Source organism: Bradyrhizobium sp. ISRA430, from assembly GCF_029909975.1.
Taxonomy (GTDB): domain Bacteria; phylum Pseudomonadota; class Alphaproteobacteria; order Rhizobiales; family Xanthobacteraceae; genus Bradyrhizobium.
In genome coordinates this window covers 5,435,487-5,454,212 of sequence record NZ_CP094516.1, presented here as the reverse complement: position 1 = coordinate 5,454,212, position 18,726 = coordinate 5,435,487, and the positions used below count along the sequence as shown (strand labels likewise).

Annotated in this window: 16 protein-coding genes and 1 pseudogene; 5 read left to right on the top strand and 12 right to left on the bottom strand. The window is 65.6% G+C overall.

Features of this window, described 5'->3' with window-relative positions; all coding sequences use genetic code 11:
* Positions 1–2: 2 nt before the first annotated feature.
* Genes MTX21_RS25870 through cpaB form a run of 4 tightly spaced genes read right to left on the bottom strand, consistent with a single transcriptional unit; the run spans position 3 to position 4,437 of the window.
* Positions 3–1,292 carry an AAA family ATPase gene (locus MTX21_RS25870; RefSeq protein WP_280967494.1) on the bottom strand — a complete coding sequence of 430 codons (1,290 nt, stop codon included), beginning with the start codon at positions 1,290–1,292 and terminating at the stop codon, positions 3–5.
* Complete coding sequence (locus MTX21_RS25865; RefSeq protein WP_280967493.1) at positions 1,289–2,023, bottom strand: CpaD family pilus assembly protein; 735 nt, start codon at positions 2,021–2,023, stop codon at positions 1,289–1,291. Before MTX21_RS25865 ends, MTX21_RS25870 begins: the two co-directional genes overlap by 4 nt.
* 57 nt (positions 2,024–2,080) lie before the next feature.
* The gene (locus MTX21_RS25860; protein WP_280967492.1) at positions 2,081–3,598 is read right to left on the bottom strand and encodes a type II and III secretion system protein family protein; all 1,518 of its coding nucleotides are present in this window, start codon (positions 3,596–3,598) and stop codon (positions 2,081–2,083) included.
* A gap of 14 nt (positions 3,599–3,612) precedes the next feature.
* On the bottom strand, positions 3,613–4,437 hold the full coding sequence (gene cpaB, locus MTX21_RS25855) for a Flp pilus assembly protein CpaB (RefSeq protein WP_280967491.1): 825 nt from the start codon (positions 4,435–4,437) through the stop codon (positions 3,613–3,615).
* A gap of 450 nt (positions 4,438–4,887) precedes the next feature.
* Here cpaB and MTX21_RS25850 point away from each other — a divergent pair.
* Positions 4,888–5,748 (top strand): annotated as a pseudogene (locus MTX21_RS25850) (IS30 family transposase); the annotation flags it as partial.
* A gap of 183 nt (positions 5,749–5,931) precedes the next feature.
* Here the strand turns inward: MTX21_RS25850 and gshB are convergent.
* Genes gshB through rsmI form a run of 3 tightly spaced genes read right to left on the bottom strand, consistent with a single transcriptional unit; the run spans position 5,932 to position 8,264 of the window.
* Positions 5,932–6,876 carry a glutathione synthase gene (gene gshB / locus MTX21_RS25845; RefSeq protein WP_280967490.1) on the bottom strand — a complete coding sequence of 315 codons (945 nt, stop codon included), beginning with the start codon at positions 6,874–6,876 and terminating at the stop codon, positions 5,932–5,934.
* A gap of 10 nt (positions 6,877–6,886) precedes the next feature.
* Positions 6,887–7,309, bottom strand: coding sequence for a YraN family protein (locus MTX21_RS25840; protein WP_280967489.1), 423 nt, complete (start codon positions 7,307–7,309; stop codon positions 6,887–6,889).
* A complete protein-coding gene (gene rsmI / locus MTX21_RS25835; protein ID WP_280967488.1) occupies positions 7,296–8,264 on the bottom strand; it encodes a 16S rRNA (cytidine(1402)-2'-O)-methyltransferase in 969 nt (322 codons plus the stop codon). The genes MTX21_RS25840 and rsmI overlap by 14 nt, the downstream gene beginning before the upstream one ends.
* A gap of 365 nt (positions 8,265–8,629) precedes the next feature.
* Here rsmI and MTX21_RS25830 point away from each other — a divergent pair, with 365 nt between their 5' ends.
* Positions 8,630–9,850 carry a penicillin-binding protein activator gene (locus tag MTX21_RS25830; protein WP_280971159.1) on the top strand — a complete coding sequence of 407 codons (1,221 nt, stop codon included), beginning with the start codon at positions 8,630–8,632 and terminating at the stop codon, positions 9,848–9,850.
* A gap of 174 nt (positions 9,851–10,024) precedes the next feature.
* Here the strand turns inward: MTX21_RS25830 and hemW are convergent, their stop codons facing one another.
* The 3 genes from hemW to rph are packed head-to-tail and all read right to left on the bottom strand — an operon-like array spanning position 10,025 to position 12,525.
* Positions 10,025–11,179 carry a radical SAM family heme chaperone HemW gene (gene hemW, locus MTX21_RS25825; RefSeq protein WP_280967487.1) on the bottom strand — a complete coding sequence of 385 codons (1,155 nt, stop codon included), beginning with the start codon at positions 11,177–11,179 and terminating at the stop codon, positions 10,025–10,027.
* Positions 11,166–11,801 (bottom strand): RdgB/HAM1 family non-canonical purine NTP pyrophosphatase, encoded by a 636-nt coding sequence (gene rdgB, locus MTX21_RS25820; RefSeq protein WP_280967486.1) that lies wholly within the window; start codon positions 11,799–11,801, stop codon positions 11,166–11,168. The genes hemW and rdgB overlap by 14 nt, the downstream gene beginning before the upstream one ends.
* A 10-nt stretch (positions 11,802–11,811) precedes the next feature.
* Positions 11,812–12,525 carry a ribonuclease PH gene (gene rph / locus MTX21_RS25815; protein WP_280967485.1) on the bottom strand — a complete coding sequence of 238 codons (714 nt, stop codon included), beginning with the start codon at positions 12,523–12,525 and terminating at the stop codon, positions 11,812–11,814.
* A 165-nt stretch (positions 12,526–12,690) separates the two neighbouring features.
* On the opposite strand from rph, the gene hrcA reads away from it, so the two are divergent.
* Together hrcA and grpE are read left to right on the top strand one after the other, a co-directional pair.
* Positions 12,691–13,779 carry a heat-inducible transcriptional repressor HrcA gene (hrcA, locus tag MTX21_RS25810; RefSeq protein ID WP_280967484.1) on the top strand — a complete coding sequence of 363 codons (1,089 nt, stop codon included), beginning with the start codon at positions 12,691–12,693 and terminating at the stop codon, positions 13,777–13,779.
* A 76-nt stretch (positions 13,780–13,855) separates the two neighbouring features.
* Complete coding sequence (gene grpE, locus MTX21_RS25805; RefSeq protein ID WP_280971316.1) at positions 13,856–14,491, top strand: nucleotide exchange factor GrpE; 636 nt, start codon at positions 13,856–13,858, stop codon at positions 14,489–14,491.
* A 95-nt stretch (positions 14,492–14,586) separates the two neighbouring features.
* Here grpE and pncA read toward each other — a convergent pair whose 3' ends face one another.
* Positions 14,587–15,309, bottom strand: a complete 723-nt coding sequence (pncA, locus tag MTX21_RS25800; protein WP_280967482.1) for a bifunctional nicotinamidase/pyrazinamidase — start codon at positions 15,307–15,309, stop codon at positions 14,587–14,589.
* A gap of 120 nt (positions 15,310–15,429) precedes the next feature.
* A complete protein-coding gene (locus MTX21_RS25795) occupies positions 15,430–16,368 on the bottom strand; it encodes a hypothetical protein (protein WP_280967481.1) in 939 nt (312 codons plus the stop codon).
* 388 nt (positions 16,369–16,756) lie between these two features.
* On the opposite strand from MTX21_RS25795, the gene dnaK reads away from it, so the two are divergent.
* Positions 16,757–18,658, top strand: coding sequence for a molecular chaperone DnaK (gene dnaK, locus MTX21_RS25790; protein WP_280967480.1), 1,902 nt, complete (start codon positions 16,757–16,759; stop codon positions 18,656–18,658).
* Positions 18,659–18,726 lie beyond the last annotated feature (68 nt).

Genomic DNA, 18,726 nt, shown 5'->3' with positions numbered 1-18,726 from the left:
GGTTACGACGCCTTGCGATGCGGCGCGGAGCTGCGCCCACCCCTGCCCTTCAGCTTCTTCAGCAGCGGTCCGAGCAGCGAGCGTTTCGGCTTCTTCACGTCGCCGCGCCCGGCTAATCGGTTGGCCATGTTCTGGAATAGCTCGGTGGTGCGGTGGTTCTTGGAGACCTCCGCGATCATCTGGCCGTTGTTTGCGGCGGCAGAGAACAGCTTCGAATCGAACGGAATCACCGCCATCGGCTGGCTTTCCATCGTCTTGGCGAATGCCTTGACCTCGATCTCCGCCCGCTTGGGCATGCCGACCTGGTTGATGCAGTAGAGCGGCGGCCGATCGTTGGGCCGCGCCGCCTTCAGCACGCTCAGCATGTTCTTGGTGTTGCGTAGATTGGCGAGATCGGGCTCGGCCACGATCAGGATGTCGTCGGCGCTGACGAGCGCGCGCCGGGTCCAGCCCGACCATTGATGGGGTACGTCGAGCACGATGCAAGGCGTGGTCATGCGCAGCGTGTCGAAGATCGCGTCGAACGCCTCCGCGCCGAAATCATAGACGCGGTCGAGCGTCGCCGGCGCAGCAAGCAGGCTGAGATGCTCGGTGCATTTGGCGAGCAGGCGCTCCATCAGCGCGGTATCGGGCCGCTCCTGCGACAGCACCGCGTTGGCGATGCCCTGGATCGGATCCTGATTGTAGTCGAGGCCGGCGGTGCCGAAGGCGAGGTCGAGATCGATCACGACGGAATCGAGCGCGAGGTCGCGCGCGATGGTCCAGGCCACGTTGTGCGCGACGGTGGATGCGCCGACGCCGCCCTTGGCGCCGACCACGGCGATGATGCGGCCGGTGATGATGGCTTCCGAGGCCGAGAACAGGCTGCAGATCGAACGCACCACGTCGATGGTCTCGACCGGCCCCAGCACATAGTCGTTGACGCCGCGGCGCACGAGCTCGCGATAGGGCGCTTCATCGTTCGGATTGCCGATCACGACCACGCGCGTGCCGGGATCGCAGACACCGGCGAGGTCGTCGAGCCCTTCGAGGATGTCGCGCGTGCCGTCGGATTCGATCACGATCACGTTCGGCGTCGGCATCGAGTCGTAGGCTTCGATCGCTGCGGCAAGGCCGCCGCTCTTGGCGGTGAGATGCGCCTTGGCGAGACGGCGATCCTGACCCGCCGCGGTCACCGCGGCGAGCGTCTGCTCGGTCTCGCAAAATGCCTGCACCGAAATGCGCGGAACCGGCGCAATGTGTTCCTCGGGGTGCCGCGGATCGTCCGCTTGGTCTTCGTGGCCGCTTGTCATTTGCCTGTGTCGCTGAGTTTGGCCTTGTCAGCCTCGGGATAACTAGTCGCGGTCGACGTACCCTTGCGGTAGCGGTCGAAGGCGATGTCGCGCCGTGCGGTATAGACCGGCGTCTCCGCCCGCGGCTGCTCGAGGTCGGCGGGGTTGTCGATCATCGCCGCGAGGTTGCGCTGGCTGGCGCAGCCCAGATTGAAGTACGGCCGATTCTCGTTGTAGTCGGGGTTGAGCAGAGACGGCCCCACGTCTTCCGGCCACAATCCGCATGGGCCTGCGACGGCGGCGATCCTGGAATAGCTCAGACGGATGGTCGGCAGCAGTCCGGGATCCTCGGGGCGGTAAGGGTGCTGGACGATGGCGCGCGACGGCACGCCGCCGGCCATCAGCACGGAATGAATCTCCTGATAGGTCGCCGCTGCGGGCCTTGCATTGGCGGTGTCGACCGGCACATCGACGACGACGGAGCCGGTGCCTTCCCGCACCCAGTCCCGCGCGATGCCGACGACATCGGCGTGCTGTGCGGCCGAGAGGCCGCCGCGAGCCTTGCCGACGAAGATCACGATCGAGCGCTTGCCTTCCTGCACCGCGATCGGATGACGCTGGCGATAGTCGGCCGGCACCGTCTGGGTGACGATCTCGCCGGTGGTATTGCACGCGCCCAGCATGACGGAAAGCCCCGTCAGCGCGACTGCGAGGCGCAGCCTGCCACTATGATCGGCCGCTGTGTTCGCCATCGATTTCCCCCTCTTGCCCTCGTCCCCAAGCTGTCGTCGTCGAGCCGCCCGCTCGTCTCAGTCGATGATGAAGCCGAAATCGCCCTGGTAGCCGCTGATGGGATCGGCGCGGCGCGCGATGCCATAGAGACGGTTCATGCGGCCGAGCAGCGCCGACTGCGCATCCGAGGCGGGTGCGAAGCCGTCGTCAGGCCGCGACAATTCCTTCTGCGCGACCGCGCGCACCACATAGGGCGTCACGATCACCATCAGTTCGGTCTCGTTGTTGACGTAGTCCTGGCTGCGGAACAGCGCGCCGAGGATCGGCACCTGGTCGACGCCGGGCAGGCCGTTGATGGCCTGCTTGGTCTGCTGCTGGATCAGGCCGGCCATCGCCATCGAGCCGCCCGAGGGAATCTCGAGCGTCGTCTCGGCACGGCGGGTCTGGATCGACGGGATGGTGATGGAGCTCGATGAGCCCGAGGAAAGCGCTTGCGTCACCGAGATTGCGTTCTGGCTCGACAGCTCCGACACTTCGGTCATCACCCGCAGGCTTATACGTCCTTCGCTGAGCACCACCGGCGTGAAGTTCAGCGAGATGCCGAACTTCTTGTAGGTGATCTGGGTGGTACAGACATGCGTGGTCGGATCGCAGGAATAGCCTGCGGGGATTGGAAATTCGCCGCCGGCGATGAAGGTCGCCGATTCACCCGAGATTGCCGTCAGGCTCGGCTCGGCCAGCGTGCGCATCACGCCGGCACTTTCCATCGCGCGCATCGTGGCGGTGACGGTGGCCACGCCCTTGGCGAGGCCGGCGACGCCGAGTCCGTTGTTGCTGACGAGCGGACCGCCGCTGACCGAGAAGGGGTTGGAATTGTTGAACTGCACGACGGCGGTGCCGGCGTTCAGGCTGGCGCTGAGATCGACGCCCATCTGCTTGACGATGTCGCGGCGCACCTCGCCGACGACGACCTTGAGCATCACCTGGTCGCGGCCGCGCACGACGATATTGTTGACGACCTTCTCCGAGCCGCCGACCAGCTTCGCGGCGACGTCGCCCGCCTGCTGGGCTTCGACCGGGCTCGACACCGAGCCGGTCAGCATCACGCTGTCGCCGACACCTTCGATCTGCACGCCCGGCAGCGACTGGCGCAGTGCGGCGCGCATGCCGTTGAGGTCGCGCTTCACCGCGATGTCATAGGAGGCGACCTGCTGGCCGTCGGCCGAGAAGAAAACGACGTTGGTCTGGCCGACTTGGCCGCCGATGATATAGGCGCGCTGTGCCGAGCGGATCACCGCATTGGCGATCTTGGGATCGGCCACCAGCACGTCCTTGACCTCACGCGGCAGGTCGATGACGACCGATTTGCCGACACCGAGCGACAGAAAGCGTGTCCGGGCCGGTGCGATCGTCGCGACCGGCGCGACGCCGAGATCGGGCGCTTGCATCGGCGCCTGGTCGCCGACCGGCGCGTCCGCGCCGCTTGCCCAGTTCGGGGCTGTGACGAGCCCCAGCACTAGCATTGCTCCCCTCCAGAACGCGCGTGCGCCATTCCCCCGAATGCGCATGCACGTCTGATCATCCCCGTAGTTCATCTTGGGTGTTCCCATCACTTCTGTGACGTTAATTGCCGCGCCGGCACGCCGTAGCGGATCACGCTGACGCCGCCGGGACGCTTGATTGCCTGGTCCTCGAGTGAGACCTCCGATGCGTTGGCGTCGACGATGCTCCGCAGCGCAAGCTGCAGCGTGCCGCCCTGGCGCGCGGCTGCGAGCGCGGCGGCCTGGTCGGGCCTGAGCTCGAGCGTCACGGTCTTGCCGACGACGGCGTTCTGGCCGTCCTTTTCTTTCGGCGCCTGATCGATCGCGAGCACGCGGATGTTGGTCAGGATGATCTCGGAGAGGATGAGGTCGTTGCCGTTGGTCTGGCCGTTGTTGCCGTTGGCGCCGTCGGGATTCTTCAGGCGCCGCGTCAGGATGATGTCGACGCGGTCGTTCGGCAGGATGAAGCCGCCGGCGCCAGTCTCGGCTGAAATTTCGGTGGAGACGGCGCGCATGCCCGTCGGCAGGATTGCGGCCATGAAGCCGGAGCCCTCGGCCTTCACCAGCTTCTGCTCGCGGATCGGCTCGCCCTGCATCAGCGGCACGCGCGCGATCGAACCTGCGATCTGGTTCTGCGCCTCGGGCCTGCTGTCGCGGCGGATGAAGGCGCCGCTCGCCGTCGCCGCCGGCCAGATCTGCCACTGCAGATCCTCGGGCTTCAAGGCTTGGCCAAGCTGGATGTCGGACTTGGCGACGAGGACCTCGACCGTCGGCAGCTTCTCAGCCACCGGGAGGGCCGGAGCGGGCTTGTTGTCGTAGCCGCTTGCCAGATACGCGGCGACGCCACCGGCGCCCAGCGCAATAACGAGAACGACTATGCGTGCGGTATTCATACGCTTCTACTCTTACGCGGGACACTCGAACCGCACGTGGCGGGTTCCCCCGCGTCGATGAGTAGGCAGTAAAAGTATAAGGGGTGTTGCGGGCCCGAATGTGATGGCCGGTCACGGTGCGGGTTTTGGGCGGATGGTGAACGCCGCGTTATTCAAGAGAGCCATGAACTCCGTAGATTCACGCACGGCAGCAGACGCTCGCAGATGCGGCGCGAGGCGTCATGGTGAATGGGTGGTTAGGGATTTGCGAAGTTCGAAGCCGCGTCGCCGAAGCGGGTGCAGGCAGCCACCTTACCGGTGTGTCGTCCTGGCGAAAGCCGGGACCCATAACCACAGGCAGTCGTGACTACAGGGACTCGCGGTTATCAATGCGCGTCAAACCACTCCCTGAAGTAATGGGTCCCCTGAGTTCACAAACGAAGTGCAACACTTCCAGCAGGGGGTGTTGCCATGGGGCGGACTTACGGACAGCTATCGTTGGACGACCGATGCGAGATTGCCAGACTTTCAGCCAATGGCAGCTCGATCCGGCAAATCGCGGCAGCTCTGGATCGCTCGCCATCAACGATCTCTCGGGAGCTGAAGCGCAACCGGGGCGTTCAGGTCGGCTACAAGCCAGGCTACGCCGAGCAACAGACGCGGGCGCGGCGCTGGAAAGGCTCTCGCCTCGAGCACGACGCCGGCCTGCGCGGCACGGTCTTGGCAGGCCTCAGCCGCGGCTGGTCCCCCGAGCAGGTCGCCGGCCGGCTCGCGCGCGAACGGGGGCGCAAGGTGATCTCTCACGAGAGCATCTATCGCTTCATCTATGCCCAGATCGCTCGAACCACGGACTTCGCCTGGCGGCGCTATCTGCCGCGCGGCAAGAGCAAGCGCGGCCGTCGTGGCAGGCGCGGCGGAAGCCCCGCAAGCTTCATCGAGGGCCGTGTTTCCTTGGATCAGCGCCCGATCGAGGCCGCCGATCGCAAGACCCACGGCCATTGGGAGGCCGACCTGATGATGTTCTCCAAATACGGTCAGGCGATCCTGGCCGTCCACGAGCGCACCTCCCGCCTCCTGGTCGGCGTCCGTCTCGAAAGCAAGCTCGCCTCCGGTGTCGCAGGCCACCTTGTGCGCCTGTTCAAAGCCCTGCCACGGCCGCTGCGGCGGACCGTCACCTTCGACAACGGCACCGAGTTCGCCGGTCACCTTTCCTTGCAGAGCCTCTTGATCAAGACCTTCTTCTGCGCCCCCCACGCGCCCTGGCAAAAGGGCGGTATCGAGAACGCCATCGGCCGGATGCGCCGCTTCATCCCGCGCAAGACCGACCTCGCAAAACTCCCAACCCGACGCCTCCGCCAGTCCATCGCCGCCTACAACAACACGCCGCGCAAATGTCTTGACTTCAGAACCCCGGCGGAGGCCTTCTCCCAACTGTTGCACTTCGAGTGTGAATCCACCTCCTGGCTTTCGCCAGGACGACATTGGGGAGTAGCGTGCGGCTTGCTGCTTGAAGCGTTACTTCTTCCGCTTCTGCTCGATCACGTCCCAGATCTTCGCCGCCACATCGGGGCCGCCGAGCCGCGCGATTGCGCGGATGCCGGTGGGCGAAGTCACGTTGATCTCGGTGAGCCGGTCGTTGATCACGTCGAGGCCGACGAACAAGAGGCCGCGTTCGCGCAGCGCCGGTCCGACCGTCTCGCAGATCTCGCGCTCGCGCGGGGTGAGGTCGGTCGCCTGCGCCGCGCCGCCTCGCACCATGTTGGAGCGAAGGTCATCGGCGGCCGGAACGCGGTTCACTGCGCCGGCAAACTCGCCATTGACCAGGATGATACGCTTGTCGCCGTGCTTCACCTCGGGGATGAACTGCTGAATCACCCAGGGCTCCTTGAAGGTCACCGAGAACATGTCGAACAGCGAGCCGAAGTTCATGTCCTGCGGCATCACGCGGAACACCGCCGCGCCGCCATGGCCGTGCAGCGGCTTCATCACCACGGCGCCATGCTGCTCGCGAAAGGCGTTGATCTCGTCGAGATCGCGCGAGATCAGTGTCGGCGGCATCAACTGCGGAAAATTCATCACGAACAGCTTTTCCGGCGCATTGCGCACGGAGGCGGGATCGTTGACGACCAGCGTCTTCGGATGGATGCCCTCCAGGAAATGCGTCGAGGTGATGTAAGCGAGGTCGAACGGCGGATCCTGGCGCAGCAACACCACGTCAAAGCCATTCAGCGCCTCGCGCTTGGGCTCGCCGAGGGTGAAGTGGTCACCGGGCTCGTCGCGCACGGTCAGGAGCTGGACCGGAGCCACCACCTCGGCGCCGACCATCGAGAGCTTGTCCGGCGTGTAATAGGACAGGCCATGGCCGCGCTTCTGCGCCTCCAGCAGCAGTGCGAAGGTGGAATCCCCGCGGACGTTGATGCGGGCGATGGGGTCCATCTGGACGGCGACGTTCAGTTTCATGGGCTGCCTTTCAGGTCGAGGCGTCGAATGCCGCCAACACATGGCGCGGAAGTCGTTTCGGCGCAATCAGCATGGCGTCGAATCGCAATTCGAATTCGGCATGCTCGGGATGCGCGGCCAGCCAGCCCTGTGCGGCATCGATGATGCGCTGCTGCTGGCGCGGCGTCACCGCGAAGGCGGCGTCATCCAGGCTCGCGCGGGCCTTGACCTCGACGAAGGCGACCAGATTGCGTCGTCGCGCCACGATGTCGATCTCGCCATGTGGTGTGCGGTAACGCTTGGCCAGGATCCGGTAGCCCTTTGCCATCAGATAGGCGGCGGCGCGACTCTCCGCGGAGATGCCGGTGCGGAACGCGGCGACGCGCTCGGGCGAGGCGACTTTTAGTTCCGTCGGCGTGGCACCATTGGTGTTCGCCCCCTCAGTCTTCGCCATCGTCGCCCCGCATATCCTTGCCCCGCAGATCCCTGGCGAGCTCGAGGGCGCGTGCATAGACCTCGCGGCGCGGCCGGCCCGATAGCCCGACCGCATGCGCCACTGCATCCTTGACGCTGTGCGTGGCGAGCTGCTCGCGCAGGAGGTCGTCGAGAGCATCCGCCGTCAGCACCTCGGCATCGGCGGCAGGCGGGCCGATCACCAGCACGAATTCGCCGCGCGTTTCGAGCGTGCCTGCCTCGCGCGCAAGCTCACGCAGCGGGGCGCGCGTGATCTCCTCGTGCAACTTGGTCAGTTCGCGACAGATTGCGGCTTCGCGGCCGCCCATGATCTCGGCGAGGTCCGCGAGCGTGTTCTGCACGCGGTTGCCGGATTCGAACATCACCAGCGTCGCATCGATGCGGGCGAGCTCGGTGAGCCGCGTGCGCCGGGCTACCGATTTGGCGGGCAGAAAGCCCTCGAAGAAGAAACGGTCCGTCGGCAAGGCCGCGACCGACAGCGCCGCCAGCACCGAGGACGGGCCGGGCAGGGCGTACACTGCGTGGCCCACGGCGCAGACCTCGCGCACCAGCTTGAAGCCGGGATCGGAGATCAGGGGCGTGCCTGCGTCGGAGACCAGCGCGACCGAGCCGCCTTGCGCCAGCGCCTCCAGGATTTTTGGGCGCGCAGCTTCCGCGTTGTGTTCGTGATAGGGCTTGAGCGGCGCGGCGATGGCGTAGCGCTCGGTCAGGCGCCGCGTGATGCGGGTGTCCTCGCAGGCGATCACATCGACACCGGCCAGGGTTTCGAGCGCCCGCAGCGTGATGTCGCCGAGATTGCCTATGGGGGTCGCGACCAGGTGCAGCCCGGGCGGCGCCTTTGGCGCGGCGAGGCGGTGGGCGTCGATAGAGAAACCGCGCGCGGCGGAGTCCACCGCACCTTCAGGCGTATTTATCGGGACCGGCTTTGCGCGCATAATGAGGTGAACTTAGGCATGATCCGAAGGGCTGGGAACCAGTCCTCCGAAAAAGATCGCGACTGAGACAGGACGGGAATGTGATCCGTGCAGGATCACATTCGAGAGGAACAAAGCGCTGGTGCCATATTCGCGGCGGAAATGCCGCCTTGATGCTGCGCGACGGACGGCGAACAGTTGGCCGAGACGGGGGATGAGCTGTGTTAGGCGTTTATTATCCTTTTGTTTTGGTTAACTAATTGTCGAGAATATACAGAAATCCGTGGCCTCGGTCGCGGCAAGACTGGTTCTGACTGGGCGGCAAGCGGCCGGTCAAAAGAAGAGCTGCCATGGTGGGCCCGCGTTATCCCAAATTCTCTTCCGAAATGTCGGAGCAGTCTTCTATTCCAGGACCCCGGTTGCCGGGGGCGACCCGTCGGAGCGCGCTTGGCCTGTTGCTCGGCGCGCCCCTGCTGTCGGCCTGCACGGGCGTGCAGCAGAGCCTCAGCCAGTTCTCCAATCCGTCCAGCAGTTCGTCGCCTCCGGCTGGGCCCGCCGGCCCGCCACAGCAGGCCACGACCGCCGGCACCGGCGGGGTGAAGGTCGGCCTGATTCTGCCGCTCTCGGCCGCCGGCAATGCCGGGCTCGCCGCGCAATCCATGCGCAACGCCGCCGAGATGGCGCTGGCTGAGTTCCAGAACCCCAACATCCAGCTCCTGATCAAGGACGACAACGGTAGCCCGCAAGGCGCGCAACAGGGCGCGCAGCAGGCGGTCGAGGAAGGCGCCGAGATCATTCTGGGACCGCTGTTCGCGCAGTCGGTCCCGGCGGTGGCGCAGGTGGCGCGCGCCCGCGGCATCTCGGTGATCGCGTTCTCGACCGACTCCAGCATCGCCGGCCGCGGCGTGTATCTGCTCAGCTTCCTGCCGGAGTCCGACGTCAATCGCATCATCGAATATTCCGCGAGCATCGGAAAGCGTTCCGTCGCCGCGCTCGTGCCCGAGAATGCCTATGGCAATGTCGTCGAGGCGGCGTTGAAGGCGGCGGTGCCGCGGCGCGGCGGCCGTCTCGTTGCTTTCGAGAAATACGGCTCCGATCGCGCGACACCGGCGCGCAACGTGGCGCAGCAGCTCGGCAGTGCGGATGCGCTGTTCATTGCCGACGATGGCGATGCCGTCGTCGCGGTCGCGGATGCGCTGACCGCGGCCGGCGCCAACCTGCGCAACATCCAGCTTCTCGGCACCGGCCTCTGGGACAATCCGCGGGTCTATGCCAGCGCCGCGCTCCAGGGCGGCCTCTACGCCGCGCCGGATCCTGCGGGCTTCCGCGCCTTCTCTGGCCGGTACCGCACCAAATTCGGCGGCGAGCCGGTGCGCACCGCAACGCTCGCCTATGACGCGGTGGCCCTCGTCGCGGCGCTCGCGCGCACGCAAGGCACCACGCGCTTCTCGTCCGACGTGCTCACCAACCCCTCCGGCTTTGCCGGCATCGACGGCCTATTCCGCTTCCGCGCGGATGGCACGAATGAACGCGGGCTTGCGGTGATGAAGGTGACAACAGGCGGCGGCGTCGCGGTGGCGGGCTCGCCGAAGAGCTTTGGGGCTTAGCTCTCGCCGCGCATGTCGCTGCGCTCCCTCGCCCCGCTTGCGGGGAGAGGGTTGGGGTGAGGGGGAATCTCCACGAGGGCGGTGAGAGTTGGACTCGCGGAGAGTCCCCTCACCCGGAATCCGCGCTTCGCGCGAATTCCGGCCTCTCCCCGCAAGCGGGGCGAGGCGAACAGCCTACGCCGCCAGATCTGCGACCACTGCATCCAGCACGGGAAATCCGCTGCTCGTGACGCGCAGCCGCCCCGTTGCATCGACCGTGATCGCGCCTTCCTCGCGGAGCAGCGCGATGCGGCGGGGATCGAGCGGCCGGCCGGAGAGCGCGGTGTAGCGATCGGGGTCGATGCCTTCGGCGAGACGCAATCCCATCAGCAAAAATTCGTCGGCGCGCTCCTCGCTGTTGAGGAGGTCGTCGGTGACGACGCCGTGACCGGTGCCTTCAACCCGCATCAGCCAGGCTTCGGGACGCTTCTCGGTGGCCGTCGCGTGCCTGATGCCGTCGATGTCAATGCGGCCGTGGGCGCCGGGACCGATGCCGGCATATTCCTCGCCGCGCCAGTAGACGAGATTGTGCCGGCACTCCGCGCCACGCCGCGCATGGTTGGAGATCTCGTAGGCGGGCAGGCCGAGCTTGTCACAGGTCTCCTGCGTCACGTCATAGAGCGCGCGCGCGACCGCTTCGTCCGGCGTCTTCAATTTGCCGGCCTGGTGCAGGCCGAAGAAGGGCGTGCCTTCCTCGATCGTCAATTGATAGAGCGACAGATGCTCGGCCGCTTCATCGATGGCGTGGCGAAGCTCATCAGCCCACATCGCCGGCGTCTGGTCGGGGCGGGCGTAGATCAGGTCGAAGGAGTAGCGGTCGAACGAGCGGCGCGCGATAGCGACCGCATCGAGGGCCTCGCGTGCGCTGTGCAGGCGGCCCAGCGCTTTCAGCGAGGCATCGTCGAGCGCCTGCACGCCGAGCGAGACGCGGTTGACGCCGGCGGTACGATAGCCGGCGAAGCGTGTGGCTTCGACGCTGGTGGGGTTGGCTTCCAGGGTGACTTCAACGTCGCCCGCGACGTGCCAGTGCTTGCCGATCGCATCGAGCACAGCGCCGACCGTTGCCGGCTGCATGAGCGACGGCGTGCCGCCGCCGAGGAAGATCGAGGTGACCTCGCGGCCGGGCGCGCGCTCGGCGGTGGTCGCAATCTCGCGCGCGAAGGCCGCGGCGAAGCGCGCCTCGTCGATCGCGACGTGGCGAACGTGGCTGTTGAAATCGCAATAGGGGCACTTCGACAGACAGAACGGCCAGTGCACGTAGACGCCGAAGGCTTCCTTAGCGCGTCTCAAGGCAGATCTCCGCCAGTTTCACGAAAGCGCGGGCACGGTGCGACAGGCCAAGGCCGAGCGGCGGCACGCCGTGCTTTTCGATGCTGGTCATCTCGCCGAAGGTGCGGCTGTAGCCGTTGGGCAGGAACATTGGATCATAGCCAAAGCCGGCTGTGCCGCGCGGTGGCCACACCAGTGTGCCGTCGACGCGCGCTTCGACCTCCTCGAGATGACCGTCCGGCCAGGCGACGCAGAGCGCGGAGACGAAGTGTGCCGTGCGCTTGTCGGCCGTGGTCGCGCCGCGCTCCTGCAACAGGCGTTCGATCTGCGCCATCGCCGCGGTGAAGTCTTTGGTCGGACCGGCCCAGCGTGCGCTGTAAATGCCCGGCGCGCCATCGAGCGCGTCGACCACGATACCGGAATCGTCGGCGAAAGCCGGCAGCTTGGCCGCCCGCGCTGCGGCTATTGCCTTGATCGCGGCATTGCTGCGGAAATCGTGGCCGGTCTCGTCGGGCTCCGTGAGGCCGAGCTCACCGGCCGAGACCGCCTCGACACCGTGAGGCGCCAGGAGCTCGCGCATCTCGGCGAGCTTGCCGGGATTATGGGTCGCGATGACGAGCTTTCCGGTGATTCGGCGGTGCATGGCCTATTGACTACGCCACTGCCAGTTTCTGCAAGTCCACGAGGCGCGAGACGCCCTTGCGTGCCAGCGCCATCAGCGCCAGGAACTCGGTTTCCGTGAACGGCTCGCGTTCCGCGGTGCCCTGTACCTCGATGATGCGGCCATCGCCCGTCATGACGAAATTGGCGTCGGTCTCGGCCTCCGAATCCTCGGCATAGTCGAGGTCGAGAACCGGCGTGCCGTTGTAGATGCCGCAGGAAATCGCGGCGACGTTGTCGCGCAGCACATTCGCCTTGATCATGTTGCGCGCCTTCATCCAGTTGACGCAATCGGCGAGCGCGACCCAGGCGCCGGTAATCGACGCCGTACGCGTGCCGCCGTCGGCCTGGAGCACGTCGCAATCGACCGTGATCTGGCGCTCGCCGAGCGCTTCGAGGTCGATGATGGTGCGAAGCGAGCGGCCGATCAGGCGCTGGATCTCGACGGTGCGGCCGCTCTGCTTGCCGGCGGAGGCTTCGCGGCGGGTGCGCTCCAGCGTCGCTCGCGGCAGCATGCCGTATTCGGCGGTAACCCAGCCGCGGCCCTGGCCCTTCAGCCACGGTGGCAGGCGGTCCTCCAGCGTGGCGGTGACCAGCACATGGGTGTCGCCGAATCTCACGAGGCAGGAGCCTTCCGCATATTTGACCACGCCGCGCTCCAACGTCACGGGGCGCAACTCGTCGGGCGCACGGCGGCTTGGCCGCATGGGAAATCCTCCAAAACTCGCGGGAAAAGGCTGTTCGCGGTGCTTGTAGGAGCGGGAAGGGTGGGCGGCAAGGTTTTTTCGCCCCGATATCCGCCGCTCAACGCCGCGCTTGTCAGAACCATCAAGGATAGACAAATTACAAGTATCTGAGAGGAGTTAACGTCTGTGGCCCACCACGATCCGATCCATCTGATCGCGCCGCGCGCAGGCCTTGCCCAGCTCAACGAGCGTTCCCGCGACATCTTTCGTCAAATTGTCGAAAGCTACCTCGCGACCGGCGAGCCGGTTGGCTCGCGCAATATTTCGCGGCTGATCGCGGTTCCGCTGTCGCCGGCCTCCGTCCGCAATGTGATGGCCGATCTCGAACAGCTCGGCCTGATCTACGCCCCGCACACCTCCGCCGGCCGGCTGCCGACGGAACTCGGCCTGCGCTTCTTCGTCGACGCCCTGATGCAGGTCGGCGAGCTCAACGAGGCCGAACGGCAGTCGATCCAGAGCCAGCTTGCCTCCGTCGGCCAGGCCCAATCGGTCGAGGCGGCGCTGGACCAGGCGCTGACGCGGCTGTCGGGGCTCACCCGGGCCGCCGCGGTCGTGCTGACGCCGAAATCCAATGCGCGGCTGAAACACATCGAATTCGTCCGCCTGGAACCGGAGCGGGCGCTGGTGGTCCTGGTCGGCGAGGACGGCCAGGTCGAAAACCGCGTGCTGTCGCTGCCGCCCGGGGTTCCATCCTCGGCGCTCACCGAGGCCAGCAATTTCCTCAATGCGCGGATCCGGGGCCGGACGCTGGTGGAGGCGCGACTCGAGCTCGAGACCGCGTTGGGGCAGGCCCGCGCCGAGCTCGATCAACTGACGCAGAAGGTGATTTCGGCCGGTATCGCGAGCTGGTCCGGCGGCGAGAGCGAGGATCGCCAGCTCATCGTGCGCGGTCACGCCAATCTGCTTGAAGATCTGCATGCGCTGGAGGACCTTGAGCGCGTGCGCCTGTTGTTCGACGACCTCGAGACCAAGCGCGGTGTGATCGACCTTTTGGGCCGTGCCGAGACCGCCGAGGGCGTGCGGATCTTCATCGGAAGCGAGAACAAGCTGTTCTCGTTGTCCGGCTCGTCCACCATCATCTCACCCTATCGGGATGCCGCCGGCCACATCGTCGGCGTCTTGGGCGTGATCGGGCCGACGCGGCTGAATTATGCCCGCGTGATCCCGACCGTGGACTACGCCGCCCGCATCGTCAGCCGCCTGCTGGGTGGCTGACCCCGTTTTCGGCCGATCACGGGCGCTTGATTTTCGTGCTCCGAGGCACGATATCCCAGCCAACAAATCCCTAGAGATGAGTTCGAGACAGCAGCCGATGACCGATCAAGACCGGCAACCCGAAGACACGGCCACGCCGACCGGCGAGCCCGTGGTGTCGAAGCCCTATGTGATGCCCGACGATCCCGAGCCAGGCTCGGTCGAGACGTTGCAGAAGGAGGCGGCCGAGGTGCGCGACCGGATGCTGCGGACGCTGGCGGAGATGGAGAACCTGCGCAAGCGCACCACCAAGGAGGTCGCGGATGCCCGTCTCTATGGCATCACCGGCTTCGCCCGAGACGTGCTCGAGATTGCCGACAACCTCCAGCGCGCGCTCGATGCAGTTCCGGCCGAGGACCGCGCCAATGCCGATCCCGGCCTGAAATCGCTGATCGAGGGTGTCGAGCTCACCGAACGCTCGCTGCTCAATGCGCTCGAAAAACACGGCGTGAAGAAGTTCGATCCGCAGGGCCAGAAGTTCGACCCGAATTTCCAGCAAGCGATGTTCGAAGTGCCCGATCCGTCAGTGCCATCAGGCACGGTGGTGCAGGTCGTGCAGGCCGGCTACACGATTGGCGAACGCGTGCTGCGGCCGGCGCTGGTCGGTGTCGCCAAGGGCGGAGCCAAAGCCGCGCCCGCGGCTAACAACAACGAGCCAAATAGCGCGGTGTAAGCCGCGCTTCCCGTACGCGTACAGGCGCAGACCTTCATCCTGACGAGACGGCGCTTCGCGCCTCCTCACCATGAGGGTTGAGAGTGTTGCGCGATCTACGCGCTCACCGCGATATCGCTCGACTGAATCCGCTTCACGCCGGCCTTGGCCATGTCGGCCCAGGCTTTGGCGAGCGAGCCCTGCGTATCGATGCCGCGGCAGGCGTCCTCCACGACATAGACCTCGAAGCCCGCCTTGCGCGCGTCGAGGGCAGTCCAGGCGACGCAGAAATCGGTCGCCAGGCCTGCAACGAAGACGCGCTTGATCTTGCGCCCTTTGAGATAGCCGGCGAGTCCGGTCGAGGTCTTGCCGTCGGCCTCGAGGAAGGCCGAGTAGCTGTCGACCTCCTTGTGAAAGCCCTTGCGGATGATCAGCTCGGCGTGCGGGATCGAGAGGTCCTTCGAGAGCGCGGCGCCGTCGGTGCCCTGCACGCAATGATCCGGCCACAGCACCTGCTTGCCATAGGGCAGGTCGATGGTCTCGAACGGCTTCTTGCCGGAATGGACCGAGGCGAACGAGACGTGGCCGGGCGTGTGCCAGTCCTGCGTCATCACCACGTTGGCAAACGCCTTCGCGATCCTGTTGATGACCGGCACCACCTGCTCGCCTTCCTTCACGGCAAGGCTGCCGCCGGGCAGGAAGCAGTTCTGCACGTCGATGACGAGCAGCGCGGACGCCTCATCCGGCTTGATCGATGTCGCCGCCAAAGCCGGATGTGACGCGAGCGCCACAAGCGCCGTCGTCCCCAGCGCCGCCAAGATTTGCCGCCGATCCAGCATCGTTCGCCTCCCTCCAGGATGAACTCAACGAGGGAGAAGCGTAGTTCCGCCAATGCGCGAACAGAAGCCCGAAAATGCAGCCGGTTCTGTCCAGCGCTTGAGCTTGCCGGCCCTGAAATCCTAGCCCTTCGGCTGGATGCCGTCACGCACGGCGCGGAAGCGGGTGAAGGCGCTCGACCACTGATCGCGCGGGGCGCTGGCGATGATGCGCAGCGAGGTGCTGCCGCCGAAGCGGATCCACTGCACTACCGTTACGGGGGTCTTGTCCTTGCCGCTGACGCCGTCGATCCGGGTCTCAAAGCCCTGCTGGCCGTTGATCCGGATCGGCTCGGACATGGTGACGCGCGATTCGCGCACGCCGGGGATCTGGAGCGCTGCTTCCTGGGCGAAGCGGGCGCGATCGTCGGCCTGCTGCGGCGTCGCGCCGATCAAGCCGAGGATCATGAACGGCTTCGGCTCGAGGCCGGAGCTCTCATCGCCATCGGCGAGGATGATGCTGACCCCGGGCGCCAGCGTGCGGATATTCTTGAAGTCGGCGAGATCGGTGATCTTGAACGGCATCAGCGCGATCTGCTCGTCGATCGACACCTCCCTGCGGGTGACGGCGCTCGCAAACATCTGCCGCACTGCCTCGTCCGTGTAGATCTTGGTGGCGTTTTCCGGGATCTGCACGGCGACATAGCCGGAGAAGCCGGCGCCCGGCACGATCATTGAATAGCGCTTCACCGGGGTATCGCCGGCCTTACCGCTCTCGGTGGTGAAATAGGCAAGGCCCGCGGGCGTCTCGATCTTGTCCTGCTTGACGCCGCCGGTACCCGCAGGATTGGCGTTGAAGGCGCTCACGACCTCGCCATAGGCCTCTGGCGGCAGCTCGGTGATCAGCACCTTGACGCTGCCGTCCTCGTTCTCGAAGCCCGGAAAGGTCTTGGCCTTGTTGAGGCCGATCAACGGCACCATGCCGAGGCGCAGTCCGGGCGGAAACACGGCATCGGCGGCAATGGCCGGAAGCGCCGAGGCGACGAGAAAAGCGAGCGCGGCGAGGGGACGAATGAGCTTCATGGGCACTCTACTTGGTTCACATTGAGGCCGTTCGATGGTGGGCGACCGGGCCCCTTTGTCGCGTCAGGCCGCCTCGATGGCGAGCAGGTCCCGCGGCCCGCCTTTTAGCGGGTTTGGCCTTCCGGCAACAGGGCCGGACGACAGCCTGCCCCGAGGGCAGGACCTGTTAATAATTCCTCACCTGCAAGGCCGGTGGCACCCGGATATGATCTTCCAAAACCCAATGTTTTCACGGCCGAAACTTGCGTTCGGTCCTTGCGGGCCCCTCCCCCCCTCCTATATGAGCCTCAACCATCGCAATATCGCGGATGTTTGATCTTAGGGGGTTTTGGATCGGGTGCCTTCTGGGCCCAACCAACCTGCCGCAATAAAGAAGGATATCAGGACCATGGGAAAGGTCATTGGCATCGACCTCGGCACGACGAACTCGTGCGTCGCCGTAATGGACGGCAAGAACGCCAAAGTTATCGAGAATTCGGAAGGCATGCGCACGACGCCTTCGATCGTCGCGGTCACGGATGACGGCGAGCGACTCGTCGGCCAGCCTGCGAAGCGCCAGGCCGTCACCAATCCAGAGCGCACCTTCTTCGCAGTGAAGCGCCTTATCGGCCGCCGCTACGACGACCCGATGGTCGAGAAGGACAAGAAGCTCGTTCCGTACAAGATCGTCAAAGCTTCCAACGGCGACGCCTGGGTCGAGGCTGACGGTCAGACCTATTCGCCTTCGCAGGTCTCGGCGTTCATCTTGCAGAAGATGAAGGAGACCGCGGAAGCCCATCTCGGCCAGAAGGTCGACCAGGCCGTCATCACCGTTCCCGCCTACTTCAACGACGCCCAGCGCCAGGCGACCAAGGACGCCGGCAAGATCGCGGGCCTTGAAGTGCTGCGCATCATCAACGAGCCGACCGCGGCTGCGCTCGCCTACGGTCTGGACAAGACCAAGGCCGGCACGATCGCCGTGTACGACCTCGGCGGCGGCACGTTCGATATCTCCATTCTCGAAATCGGCGACGGCGTGTTCGAGGTGAAGTCGACCAACGGCGACACCTTCCTCGGCGGCGAAGATTTTGACATGCGCCTCGTGGGCTATCTGGCCGACGAGTTCCAGAAGGAGCAGGGCATCAACCTGCGCAACGACAAGCTCGCGCTGCAGCGCCTGAAGGAGGCCGCTGAAAAGGCCAAGATCGAGCTGTCGTCGACGACGCAGACCGAGATCAACCTGCCCTTCATCACAGCGGACCAGACCGGCCCGAAGCATCTGACGATGAAGCTCACCCGCGCCAAGTTCGAGGCGCTGGTGGACGACCTCATCCAGAAGACGGTCGAGCCCTGCCGCAAGGCGCTGAAGGATGCCGGCGTCACCGCCGGTGAGATCGGCGAAGTGGTTCTGGTCGGCGGCATGTCGCGCATGCCGAAGGTTCAGGAAGTCGTGAAGCAGTTGTTCGGCAAGGAGCCGCACAAGGGCGTGAACCCGGACGAAGTCGTGGCGATCGGTGCCGCGATCCAGGCCGGCGTGCTCCAGGGCGACGTCAAGGACGTGCTGCTGCTCGACGTGACCCCGCTGTCGTTGGGCATCGAGACGCTCGGCGGCGTGTTCACCCGAATCATCGACCGCAACACCACGATCCCGACCAAGAAGAGCCAGGTGTTCTCGACCGCCGAGGACAACCAGAACGCGGTCACCATCCGCGTCTTCCAGGGCGAGCGTGAAATGGCGGCCGACAACAAGATGCTCGGTCAGTTCGACCTGATGGGCATTCCGCCGGCCCCGCGCGGCATGCCGCAGATCGAGGTGACGTTCGACATCGATGCCAACGGCATCGTCAACGTCTCGGCCAAGGACAAGGCAACCGGCAAGGAGCAGCAGATCCGCATCCAGGCCTCCGGCGGCCTGTCGGAAGCCGACATCGACAAGATGGTCAAGGACGCCGAAGCCAACGCTGCGGCCGACAAGCAGCGCCGCGAGGCCGTCGACGCCAAGAACCATGCCGATGCGCTGGTGCACTCCACCGAGAAGGCGCTGGCCGAGCACGGTTCGAAGGTCGGCGAGAGCGAGCGCAGGGCGATCGAGGATGCCGTCAGCGATCTCAAGGAAGCGCTGAAGGGCAACGATGCCGAGGCGATCAAGGCCAAGACCAACACGCTGGCCCAGGCCTCGATGAAGCTTGGCGAGGCCATGTACAAGCAGCAGGCCGAGGCCGACGCGGCCAAGGACGCTGCGAAGGACGACGTGGTCGACGCGGAATTCACCGAAGTCGACGACGACAAGAACAACAAGAAGTCCGCCTGAAGCCCTTAGAGGGTCATCATGCGGACGGCTTGGACCCCACACGCTCTACCAGCCTCCCCCCTCAGGGG

Bases quoted from the DNA above. Each gene is read 5' to 3' on its own strand.
- cpaB (WP_280967491.1), bottom strand. From the start codon at position 4,437: ATGAATACCGCACGCATAGTCGTTCTCGTTATTGCGCTGGGCGCCGGT.
- MTX21_RS25870 (WP_280967494.1), bottom strand. From the start codon at position 1,292: ATGACAAGCGGCCACGAAGACCAAGCGGACGATCCGCGGCACCCCGAG.
- rdgB (WP_280967486.1), bottom strand. From the start codon at position 11,801: ATGCACCGCCGAATCACCGGAAAGCTCGTCATCGCGACCCATAATCCC.
- MTX21_RS25865 (WP_280967493.1), bottom strand. From the start codon at position 2,023: ATGGCGAACACAGCGGCCGATCATAGTGGCAGGCTGCGCCTCGCAGTC.
- dnaK (WP_280967480.1), top strand. From the start codon at position 16,757: ATGGGAAAGGTCATTGGCATCGACCTCGGCACGACGAACTCGTGCGTC.
- MTX21_RS25860 (WP_280967492.1), bottom strand. From the start codon at position 3,598: ATGAACTACGGGGATGATCAGACGTGCATGCGCATTCGGGGGAATGGC.
- pncA (WP_280967482.1), bottom strand. From the start codon at position 15,309: ATGCTGGATCGGCGGCAAATCTTGGCGGCGCTGGGGACGACGGCGCTT.
- rsmI (WP_280967488.1), bottom strand. From the start codon at position 8,264: ATGCGCGCAAAGCCGGTCCCGATAAATACGCCTGAAGGTGCGGTGGAC.
- MTX21_RS25795 (WP_280967481.1), bottom strand. From the start codon at position 16,368: ATGAAGCTCATTCGTCCCCTCGCCGCGCTCGCTTTTCTCGTCGCCTCG.
- MTX21_RS25840 (WP_280967489.1), bottom strand. From the start codon at position 7,309: ATGGCGAAGACTGAGGGGGCGAACACCAATGGTGCCACGCCGACGGAA.
- grpE (WP_280971316.1), top strand. From the start codon at position 13,856: ATGAGTTCGAGACAGCAGCCGATGACCGATCAAGACCGGCAACCCGAA.
- rph (WP_280967485.1), bottom strand. From the start codon at position 12,525: ATGCGGCCAAGCCGCCGTGCGCCCGACGAGTTGCGCCCCGTGACGTTG.
- gshB (WP_280967490.1), bottom strand. From the start codon at position 6,876: ATGAAACTGAACGTCGCCGTCCAGATGGACCCCATCGCCCGCATCAAC.
- MTX21_RS25830 (WP_280971159.1), top strand. From the start codon at position 8,630: ATGTCGGAGCAGTCTTCTATTCCAGGACCCCGGTTGCCGGGGGCGACC.